At 67.8% G+C, this 9,194-nt stretch carries 8 protein-coding genes; 5 read left to right on the forward strand and 3 right to left on the reverse strand.

Annotation, left to right across the window (positions count from 1 at the left end; genetic code table 11):
• Positions 1-439: 439 nt before the first annotated feature.
• Together FJV41_RS45540 and FJV41_RS45545 are read left to right on the forward strand one after the other, a co-directional pair.
• Positions 440-1,072, forward strand: coding sequence for a response regulator (locus FJV41_RS45540; RefSeq protein WP_141648899.1), 633 nt, complete (start codon positions 440-442; stop codon positions 1,070-1,072).
• 267 nt (positions 1,073-1,339) lie between these two features.
• Positions 1,340-3,790, forward strand: coding sequence for a lectin-like protein (locus FJV41_RS45545; RefSeq protein WP_181791399.1), 2,451 nt, complete (start codon positions 1,340-1,342; stop codon positions 3,788-3,790).
• Between the two features lie 60 nt (positions 3,791-3,850).
• On the opposite strand, the gene FJV41_RS45550 is transcribed toward FJV41_RS45545, so the two are convergent.
• A complete protein-coding gene (locus FJV41_RS45550) occupies positions 3,851-4,345 on the reverse strand; it encodes a GNAT family N-acetyltransferase (protein ID WP_141648901.1) in 495 nt (164 codons plus the stop codon).
• 379 nt (positions 4,346-4,724) lie between these two features.
• Between FJV41_RS45550 and FJV41_RS45555 the strand changes: the two genes are divergently transcribed.
• Positions 4,725-5,834 carry a hypothetical protein gene (locus FJV41_RS45555; protein WP_141648902.1) on the forward strand — a complete coding sequence of 370 codons (1,110 nt, stop codon included), beginning with the start codon at positions 4,725-4,727 and terminating at the stop codon, positions 5,832-5,834.
• 27 nt (positions 5,835-5,861) lie between these two features.
• Here FJV41_RS45555 and FJV41_RS45560 read toward each other — a convergent pair whose 3' ends face one another.
• Positions 5,862-6,359 (reverse strand): DUF3592 domain-containing protein, encoded by a 498-nt coding sequence (locus FJV41_RS45560; protein ID WP_141648903.1) that lies wholly within the window; start codon positions 6,357-6,359, stop codon positions 5,862-5,864.
• A gap of 226 nt (positions 6,360-6,585) precedes the next feature.
• Here FJV41_RS45560 and FJV41_RS45565 point away from each other — a divergent pair, with 226 nt between their 5' ends.
• The gene (locus FJV41_RS45565) at positions 6,586-7,419 is read left to right on the forward strand and encodes a 3'(2'),5'-bisphosphate nucleotidase CysQ family protein (protein ID WP_141648904.1); all 834 of its coding nucleotides are present in this window, start codon (positions 6,586-6,588) and stop codon (positions 7,417-7,419) included.
• Between the two features lie 7 nt (positions 7,420-7,426).
• Here FJV41_RS45565 and mug read toward each other — a convergent pair whose 3' ends face one another.
• A complete protein-coding gene (mug, locus tag FJV41_RS45570; protein WP_281291620.1) occupies positions 7,427-7,984 on the reverse strand; it encodes a G/U mismatch-specific DNA glycosylase in 558 nt (185 codons plus the stop codon).
• Between the two features lie 128 nt (positions 7,985-8,112).
• On the opposite strand from mug, the gene FJV41_RS45575 reads away from it, so the two are divergent.
• A complete protein-coding gene (locus tag FJV41_RS45575) occupies positions 8,113-9,063 on the forward strand; it encodes a 1-phosphofructokinase family hexose kinase (protein ID WP_141648905.1) in 951 nt (316 codons plus the stop codon).
• The last annotated feature ends 131 nt before the right edge of the window (positions 9,064-9,194 follow it).

Consider the following 9,194-nt stretch of genomic DNA (forward strand, 5'->3'; position numbering starts at 1 on the left):
AGGGCGTTGGGCATGGGGCTCCTCGGGGGTGTTTGCACTTCATGGGGACGAGACTGCCGTCGACCTGGGTTTTACATAAAACACCCGGAAGTCCCGCGAGAGCATCCCCCGTTCGGGTGACGGCTCAATCCCCAGTGGCGTTGAAGGGCAAGGCCCCCGTCACGGGCAATCGCAGCCATAGTCAGGCCATTCCCGGCGTCCCCTCGGGAAACATCGAGATGAGTCGTTGCACGACGAGAGGATAGCGATGCCAGACGTCTGGATGAAACCCCATGCCAGGGAGGATGTCCTCCCCATTTCGGGGGATGGCGGGGGACTCGGCCTGTGCAGAGAGCGGCACGGGGCGTGAGGAATCCGCTGGCGTTGAGGGTGTATCAGTCCCGTTGTCGCGGTGATGGCCAGATTCCGGCATCCCTCCTGGAGTGGTATCCTTGACGTCATGAACGCGATGGACTCGAACATCCGAATCCTGGTGGCCGACGACCATCCGCTGTTGCGTGAAGGGCTCAGCGGGATGATTGCCGGCCAGCCGGACATGAAGCTGGTCGCCGAGGCGGAGAACGGCGAGCAGGCGCTCCAGGCCTACCGGACCCACCAGCCCGACATCACCTTGATGGACGTGCAGATGCCCAAGATGAATGGCATCGACGCCATCACCGCGATTCGCTCGGAGTTCCCGGCGGCGCGCATCGTCGTGCTGACGACCTACAAGGGCGACGCGCAGGCCGTGCGGGCCATCAAGGCGGGCGCGTCCGGCTATCTGCTCAAGAGCATGCTGCGCAAGGACCTGGTGGAGACCATCCGCAGCGTGCATGCGGGGCGCCGCCGCATCTCCGCGGACATCGCGTCGGAGATGGCCGAGCACATGGCGGACGACGAGCTGACGACGCGCGAGCGGGACGTCCTGAGCCGGGTCGCCGCGGGCAACGCGAACAAGGAGGTCGCCGCGCAGATGGGAATCTCCGAGGAGACCGTCAAGACGCACATGAAGAACGTGCTGACGAAGCTCTCGGCCAGGGACCGCACGCACGCGGTGGTGGTGGCCGTACGGCGGGGCATCATCGACCTCTGAGCGGAATTCCCCGCGCTCCCTGCCCAGCTCCGCGATACAAGAATTGTTCAACAGGCCGATGTTCCGTGCTTGTCCCGCAACGTAGGTGGATGTAGAAGGCGCGCCCCCTTGGCCGAACCGGGCCTGGGGGACATCCAAGGACAGCACTATATGAAGTTGGCCAATGCTTGCCTGCTCATGGGCATGCTTGCTTGCGTTTCTTGCAACACCCCTCCGGCTGAAGCTGAACCCACTCCTCCCCAGGAGTCAGGGGCTGTCTCCCAGGCGATGGAGCCTGGTGATTATTGGGCGGCGCACGCCGCCAGATTCCAGCAGACCGAGCTCCAGCGAGACATTCCGGTCCAGCGCTTCCAGCGGCTTGGCGCGCACAATGCCCACGTCAGCAATGCCTATTCCCACGGCGGGCGTTGGTACACGCGAGTCAATCAGCACCGCTATGTCTACAACCAGCTCGCCATGGGCATGCGCGCGCTCTATGTGGACGTCTGGGACCATGGCTGTTTCTACAGCAAGGACGAGCCAAACGACCCCTACGGCAACGCACAGGCGCCGGGGTTGTGTTTCAGCCATGCCGTGGAGCCCTTCTCGACGCCGATCAATGGCATCCTGGGGGAGATCTCGACCTGGCTCCGCGAGCCCCAGAACCAGAATGAAGTCCTTCTGATTGGCATTGAGGACCTGGAGGTCAACTCGGCGGATTCCCGGACGCGAATGGTCAACCTGTTGCGCCATTTCTTCGACAAGTCCTATCCGAATGTCCCGGGGGATACACGGGGCAGTCTCATCTTCACTCCGCGGGACCTGCGAACCTACTTCTCGAACCCGTGGGCCATGGGGTCGGGCTCCCAGGCTCCCGGCGAGTATCATCCCCAGCGCTGGCCGACGAACGAGGAACTGGCCAGGATGGGCAAGCGGGTCATCATCTCCGTGAAGGACCGATTCGACTATTCATCCCTGCCCGATGGAAACGGCGGCTCGCTCAAGGATTGGGTCTTCTCCGAGAGTTCGGGGCACCATGAGGGCGGCTCGGCCGAGCCGGATCTGTGGGTCAACGCGCCCGGTTACCCCGCGAACGAGGCGCAGAAGTTCACCGGATATCCCTCCTGTCGCTCGCAGGACCTGCCCGGGGCGCTGGGCCTGTATTGGACGGAGTTCTCGGAGCTGCGCATCTGTGACCAGACTCTCCACTGTGGGCTGCCGTACTCCGGGTTCTCCCACTACCTGGACTACTGGGCTGCCACGCGCTGTGGCTTCAGCATCTCAATGGACCAGGTGGAGTCGAACCTCTCGTATTCACCGTATGGTGTCAGTATGGATGCGATGAAGGAGGCGCTCTGGTCCTTTGGCGAGGATGAGCCGAATGACGGGGATGACAATGAAGACTGCGCGGAGTTCCAGGCGGATACCGGTCAGTGGAACGACGTGGACTGTGCTTCGAGTCTGCGGCGCGCCTGTCAGAAGGTGGGCGCGACCTGTGACGCCTCCTACTGTCCGTCTGATTACTGGAAGTTGTCGACGGGGGCCTACGAGTGGGCGCCCCAGTACAACTTCTGCCCGGACGGATATGCATTCATTCCCCCCCAGAACGGCTACGAGAACCAGAAGCTGCAGGAACTCGTCGATGGCGGAGACAACGTCTGGGTCAACTTCTCCGACCGCCTGCTCGAGGGCAAATGGCAGTACGAGGGTTTCCAGTGGTGGGCTGACGGCGAGCCCAACAACTACGATGGTGTCGAGCATTGCGCTGAGTGGAAGGGGCTGTATGGCTACAACGACGCCCCCTGCGCCACGAACAAGGCCTATGCCTGCCTCCGGATTGCAACCGGCTCCTCCTCCGGCAATCCCTGGTTCATTACGGACGCCACGGGCCCCTGGAACCGGCCACAGTGCCCCGCGGGCTATGAGTTCGTCCCGCCCAGGAACGCCTCGATGGGTTATCAGCTCCAGGAGCTCTCGTACCTCTCGGGCAAGAACGCCTGGGTCAACCTGACGGACCAGTTCGAGGCAGGTCGCTGGGAGGAGGTCCCCTTCCAGCCCTGGGGGACGGGCGAGCCGAACAACGCGGGAGGCGCCGAGAACTGCGCGCTGGCCAACGTGACGGGCACCTGGAATGACGCGCCCTGCGATACCGCGGTGAAGCACGCCTGCCGGTGTACGAGCCAGGGCTGTGTGCTGAATGACTGGAAGCTGTCGGCCACGGCTGGCGCCTGGAGCGCGAGTGTCTGTGGCGATGGCTGGACGTTCTCGGCACCCAGGAACTCCATCGAGAACACGGCGCTCCAGCAGAAGCAGCAGGGAGCCATTGTCTGGGTCAACCTCACGGACCAGACGAAAGAGGGGCGGTGGGTTCACTGGGGCGGTGCCCCGGTGCCGTTTACGCAGTGGGCCGCGACCGAGCCGAACAACTACAATGGCAACGAGCACTGCGCCATGATTCTGGCCAATGGGACCTGGTACGACACGAATTGCGCCGAAAGCCATCCGCATGCATGCCGGAAGTACGGGACAAGTTGCACTGCGACCGCCTGCCCGTCTGACTATTGGGCAATGGGTGGGACGGGGTCTTTCGACAACTTCCAGTGTCCCTCGGGCTATGGGGCGGGTGTCCCCAAGACCGCCGTCGAGAACGCCGCGCTGCTGACCAAGACGAACGGTCAGAACACGTGGCTGAAGCTGACGGACCGAGGCCACGAAGCAGACTGGACCACCTGGGACTGAGCCTCGCCCGGTGACACGCCCGCCGCCATTTGGGGCGGGCGTGTCGGAAGCCCTGAGTCCTCAGGGCTTCTTGGTCGTGTCGGGCGCCTCGCGGGTCATCTCCACCATGGTGGGGCGCCACCCGAGGCGCGCGAACATCCGCTGTGCGGGCTCGTTCTTGGCGGCGGCGTGCAGGACGACGCGCGGCACGCCCAGGGCCGTCAGTCGGCGCATCAGCTCCTCGGCGAGCAGGGGGCCTACGCCGGCGCGGCGGGCCTTCGCGTCCACCCACAAATCATGGAAGCCGCCGGAGCGGTCCAGCAGGGCGTTCCAGTCCACGTCCTCCACGCGGCCGTACGCATAGCCCACCACCTCACCGTCCAGCTCGGCGACGAGGACGACGGCGTCAGGCTTGCGGGCCTCTCGTCCCAGCCACCAGCGGTATCCAGACTCCACGTCGTCCGGAAGCATGAAGCGCTGAGGGTCGAACTCGTGATGGAGCCGTGCGAGCGCCGCGCCCATCCGGCCCAGAGCGGGCTCGTCCGAGGGCTGGGCGGGGCGGAGGGTGACGGGCATGCGGGAGCTCCTTCAGGGAGGGCCGTCCAGGTGGCACGGCGCGGGGGCGACAGCGTCACACAGGGGCTTCGGGTCCGCACGGCGTTCGTTTGGGGCGGATGTGGAGTGTCGGACGGGAGAGGTCTCCGACCGTCCGCTTCCCGTCGCGACATCCGGCGTTCGGACGGGACCGTCGGCAATCGATACCACGCGGAACGGGCTGCTTTGAGGCTCGCGCGACGCCCCGCGCAAGGAGCGCATCTGCGTGCCGTCCGGACGCCGAGGCGTGCCGGGTGGACGCGAGGTCTGGCGCTCCATCAAGGGAGGTCCTTGTCTTTACTGGGCTTGCGCTCCGGGTACACAGCTTGCTCCCCGGGCACCGACCAACCCGGGAGTCTTCATGCTGTGCAGCTTCTGCAAGCGCGAGGAGATGGAAGTCCGCCTCGAATGTGACACGTGCGCCAAGAAGTTCTTCATCTGTCTCAAGTGCTGGAATGGCTGGCGCGGCAAGGTCACCCACTGCGGGAAGCTGCTCGACGTCAAGCGCTTCATCTCGCGCTCGGACGCGCATCCTCCGCTCGATGAGCTGCTCGGTCGCGCCGCCGCCGAGGGACGGAAGTTCCAGTCGCGGCTCTCGCTCTCCACCATCGAGATGTTCGTGTGCTCTCCGCTCTCCACCTATGGGAGCACGACGACGAGCGACCTGGAGGAGGTTGTCCGGGTCTTCGCCCTGAAGACCTCCGTGGCCACCCTGCGGTCCATGCTGTTCGCGGACTACGTGGAGTTCACCGCGAAGCACAACCTGGAGTCGGGCTCGTGCGGCGCCACGTCCTCCTGGATGGATGACGTCACGACGGTGGGAGGCGACGCGCCGGCCGTGGGAGACATCGGCGCGCCCGCGCTGCTGAGCCTGCTCGAGAACACGCCGGGCCCCTACTACTGTCGCATCTCGCGCAAGCCCCACTCGTTCATGGTCGAGCGCCTGGGCGACGAGGTCCGCGTGTACCAGAGCTATGCGAGCAAGTACTCCCTCGCCCACTGTCTGGAGGCGATGCGGCCCATGACCCACGCGAAGTTCTGCGAGGACTTCACGCTCGCGCTGACGGAGCTGGGGACAGGCGAGGAGGTCCGCCAGGCCAAGAAGCGCCTGTTCCTCATCGACGTGCACTGGAGCCAGCCCCGCATCCAGTACCGGCTGAACGCCGCTCCCGCCCGAAGCTCCCTCGTGCTCCAGAACCTCCAGGCGCGCCTGCAGGCCTACCGGGGCGAGTGGGCGACCTGTCTGACGAAGACCATCGAGGAGCTGGCGCCCGACCCGGTGCCCCAGGTGTTCGCGACAGCGCCGCTGGGGCCCCTGGAGCTCGTCGACACCCGCCAGAAGCTCCTCGTCTACTTCGACGAAGACACGTTTCCGGATCCACTCCAGCTGGGCATGGACGTAGATGGTGACTTGGGGGGCTACAGAGTCGTCGCGCAGAATGGCGACGTCTTCACCTTGCGAAGGCGCTGAGGCGGAAGCCCGCGCCCGCGACCATGGCTACCGCGCGAGCCGCTGCCCCTTGAGGCGGCGCCGCTCGCGCACGTCGGAGCGCACCATGTCCACCATGCCCGCGCCCGCGAGTCCCGCGAAGGCCAGGCCGCCGAACATCACCACGTAGCTGGACATCCCCGCGTTGCCGCACTCCACGCACGCGATGGCCGGGTCGTCCGGCTCGTAGTGCACCGGCAGCTTCGTGCCGGAGGCATACCGGTGCGTCAGGCGCTGGGCATCCGGCAGCGCGCCCGTGTCATTGCCTCCGAACGAAATGGTGTCCGCCGAGTAGGAATGGCCACCCACCGAGTACTCGTACTTCACCTCGGGGTGGAAGCGGGTGGTGCGCCGGTTGCGCACCGTCTCCACGCCCGAGGACACCACGGTGCCCTCCGTGGTGGGCCAGCGCTCGCTCGCATGGGCGCGGTACAGCATGCGCCCGCCCCCGAAGGCGAGCATCCCCCCGAACACCAGCATCAACCCCGCCAGTAGCACCTTCATCATCTCGGCATGTCCTCACTTCGCGTCGGGGGCTTGGGCGCGGGCCCGCTCCCCGAGCGCTCACGGTTCGCTTCGTGCAGTGCAGGAGCCACGCCACCATTTTCCCTCGTGGGCGCGTCCGGCCGGGTGGGGCAATCCGCCCCGCGTGGGGCGGTCCGCCCCATGCTCCAGGTCCACACCGACGCGCAAGCTCCCACCCAGGCCCCATTCGAGGGCAGACTGTCCGCCCATGCCATCCCTCGACACCGAGCTCGACACCGCCCGCCGCATCGCCCGTGAAGCGGGCGCCCTCTTGCTGGAGGTCTACGCCACCCCCTTCTCCGTCGAGGACAAGGCAGGCGGCCAGGGGCCCGTCACCGAGGCGGACACCCGAGCCAACGCCCTCATCGTGGAGGCGCTGCGCCGGGCCTTCCCCGGTGACGGCGTGGTGGCCGAGGAGTCCGACAACAGCGCCGCGGCTGGCCGCTTCGAGCGCTGCTGGTTCGTGGACCCGCTCGACGGCACGCAGGAGTTCGTCAACCGCAACGGCGAGTTCGCCATCCACATCGGCCTGGCCATTGGCACCGAGGCCGTGCTCGGCGTGGTGTACCGGCCGGTGGGCGACACGCTCTATTCGGGCGTGGTGGGGCAGGGGGGCTTCGTGGAGAAGGCGGGCGCGCGCCGGGCCCTGCGCGTGTCGGACGTGGCGGAGCCCGCGTCGCTGCGGCTGGTGGTGTCGCGCTCGCATCGCTCCAAGCTGACCAACCAGGTCGTGGCCCGGCTGGGCATCACCCGCGAGCAGGAGTCCGGCTCGGTGGGCGTCAAGTGCGGCCTGCTCGCGGAGTCCCAGGCGGACCTCTACCTCCACGTCAGCGACAAGAGCTATCGCTGGGACAACTGCGCGCCGGAGGCCGTGCTGCGCTCGGCCGGGGGCATCCTCACGGACCTGGGCGGCACGCCGTATCGCTATGACGGCTCCGAGCTGCAGAACCTGCGCGGCCTGCTGGCCTGCAACGCCGCCGCGTTCCCCCACGTGCAGCCCGTCGTCACCCGCTTCGCGCGCGAGGCGGGGCTCATCACCTGAAGCGCCGTCAGCGCGTGTCCGCGGCGAGCCGCAGTTGCGCGTAGAGCCGGGCCAGGTCCGGGAGCTGGTAGTGGGCATTGAGCCCGCTGGGATTGGGCAGCACCCACAGCCGCGTGGTCCCCAAGGTCTCCTCCTGGAGTCCGAGCTGCGCCTTGGGTCGCGCGAAGGCGGTGCGGTAGGCGCCCATGCCCAGCACCGCGAGGAAGCGCGGGTGGTAGCGGCGCACCTTGGCTTCGAGCGAGCGGGCGCCCTCGGTCAGCTCCGACTTGTCGAGCAGGTCCGCGGTGGCGGTGGCGCGGTCGACGACGTTGGTGATGCCCAGGCCCTGCTCGCGCAGCTCGCCCTGCTCCGAGGGGCTCAACTGTCGCGTCGTGAAGCCCGACAGGTGCAGCGTGGGCCAGAAGCGGTTGCCGGGGCGCGCGAAGTGGTGGCCCATCACCACGGAGTAGAGGCTGGGGTTGATGCCGCAGAAGAGCACGCGCAGGCCGGGCGCGATGATGTCCGGCATGTGGCGGCCGGTGGCGGCGTCGAGCTCGTCCCGCGTGGGGCCTCGTGGCGAGGGCATGTCACGCATCTCGCATCAGCCGCGCGGGGATGGCAACGGCCGGGCTGGCGGGGACGTGCCCGGTGGGGCACTCTCTGCGCTTGCGTTCCGAGAGGGACGACCTCTTCCCATCGCTGGAGACCTGGCACATGGCGCACATCGTGACGCTGACGCTCAACCCCGCCATCGACGTCGCGACGTCGGTGCCGGAGGTCACCCCGGAGCACAAGCTGCGGTGCGGCTCGGTGCGCAGGGACCCGGGCGGTGGCGGCATCAACGTGGCGCGCGTGGTGCGGGAGCTGGGAGGGGAGTCCATCGCCGTCTACACGCGGGGCGGTGCCACGGGGCTCATGCTGGAGGAGCTGTTGGAGGAGAAGGGCCTGCTGCGCCGCTCCATCCCCGTGGAGGGCTCCACGCGCGAGAGCTTCACCGTGGCCGAGGGCGCCAGCGCCCGGGAGTACCGCTTCATCCTCCCCGGGCCGGTGCTCTCCGAGCTCGAGTGGCAGCGCTGCCTGAGCGCGGTGGGGGAGGTCGCCACGGGCGCCGCATTCATCGTGGCCAGCGGAAGCCTGCCCCAGGGCGTGCCCGACGACTTCTACGCGCGTGTCGCGCGGCTGGCGAAGCGGCTGGGTGTGCGCGTGGTGGTGGACACCAGCGGGACGCCGCTCTCGGCGGCGCTGGAGGAAGGGGTGTTCCTGGCCAAGCCCAACCGCCGCGAGCTGCGCGAGCTGACGGGCCGGAAGGCGGAGGACCTGGCGACCCAGGCCGAGGCGGCGCGGGAGCTGGTGGCGAGGGGCCGGGCGGAGGTCCTGGCAGTGTCCATGGGGGCCGACGGCGCGCTCCTGACGACGCGTGACGCGCAGCTTCGCGCCTCGCCTCCTCCGGTGGAGACGCACAGCTCGGTGGGCGCGGGGGACAGCTTCGTCGCGGGGCTGACGCTGGCGCTCGCCCGGGGCCAGTCCCATGAGGAGGCCCTGCGCTGGGGCATCGCCTCCGGCACGGCGGCCCTGCTCTCCCAGGGCACGGACCTGTGCGGCCGAGCGGACGTCGAGCGCCTCTTCGCGCAGGTGAAGGCGGAGCCCCTGGCCCGCACTCCGTAGCGCCGACCCGGGTAGACTCCGCCTCCTCGGGTGGCGTCCGACCAAGGGAGGGGGCGGCGTGTCTCTCTTTCCCCGCGACAAAAGCAGCCAGGATTGGACAGAGTGCGCTCGCGTGTCCGCCTCCACCCCCC

Origin of the sequence: Myxococcus llanfairpwllgwyngyllgogerychwyrndrobwllllantysiliogogogochensis (assembly GCF_006636215.1) — a bacterium.
GTDB classification, from domain to species: domain Bacteria; phylum Myxococcota; class Myxococcia; order Myxococcales; family Myxococcaceae; genus Myxococcus; species Myxococcus llanfairpwllgwyngyllgogerychwyrndrobwllllantysiliogogogochensis.

Bases quoted from the DNA above. Each gene is read 5' to 3' on its own strand.
- FJV41_RS45540 (WP_141648899.1), top strand. From the start codon at position 440: ATGAACGCGATGGACTCGAACATCCGAATCCTGGTGGCCGACGACCAT.
- FJV41_RS45545 (WP_181791399.1), top strand. From the start codon at position 1,340: ATGGAGCCTGGTGATTATTGGGCGGCGCACGCCGCCAGATTCCAGCAG.
- FJV41_RS45550 (WP_141648901.1), bottom strand. From the start codon at position 4,345: ATGCCCGTCACCCTCCGCCCCGCCCAGCCCTCGGACGAGCCCGCTCTG.
- FJV41_RS45555 (WP_141648902.1), top strand. From the start codon at position 4,725: ATGCTGTGCAGCTTCTGCAAGCGCGAGGAGATGGAAGTCCGCCTCGAA.
- FJV41_RS45560 (WP_141648903.1), bottom strand. From the start codon at position 6,359: ATGATGAAGGTGCTACTGGCGGGGTTGATGCTGGTGTTCGGGGGGATG.
- FJV41_RS45565 (WP_141648904.1), top strand. From the start codon at position 6,586: ATGCCATCCCTCGACACCGAGCTCGACACCGCCCGCCGCATCGCCCGT.
- mug (WP_281291620.1), bottom strand. From the start codon at position 7,984: ATGCCCTCGCCACGAGGCCCCACGCGGGACGAGCTCGACGCCGCCACC.
- FJV41_RS45575 (WP_141648905.1), top strand. From the start codon at position 8,113: ATGGCGCACATCGTGACGCTGACGCTCAACCCCGCCATCGACGTCGCG.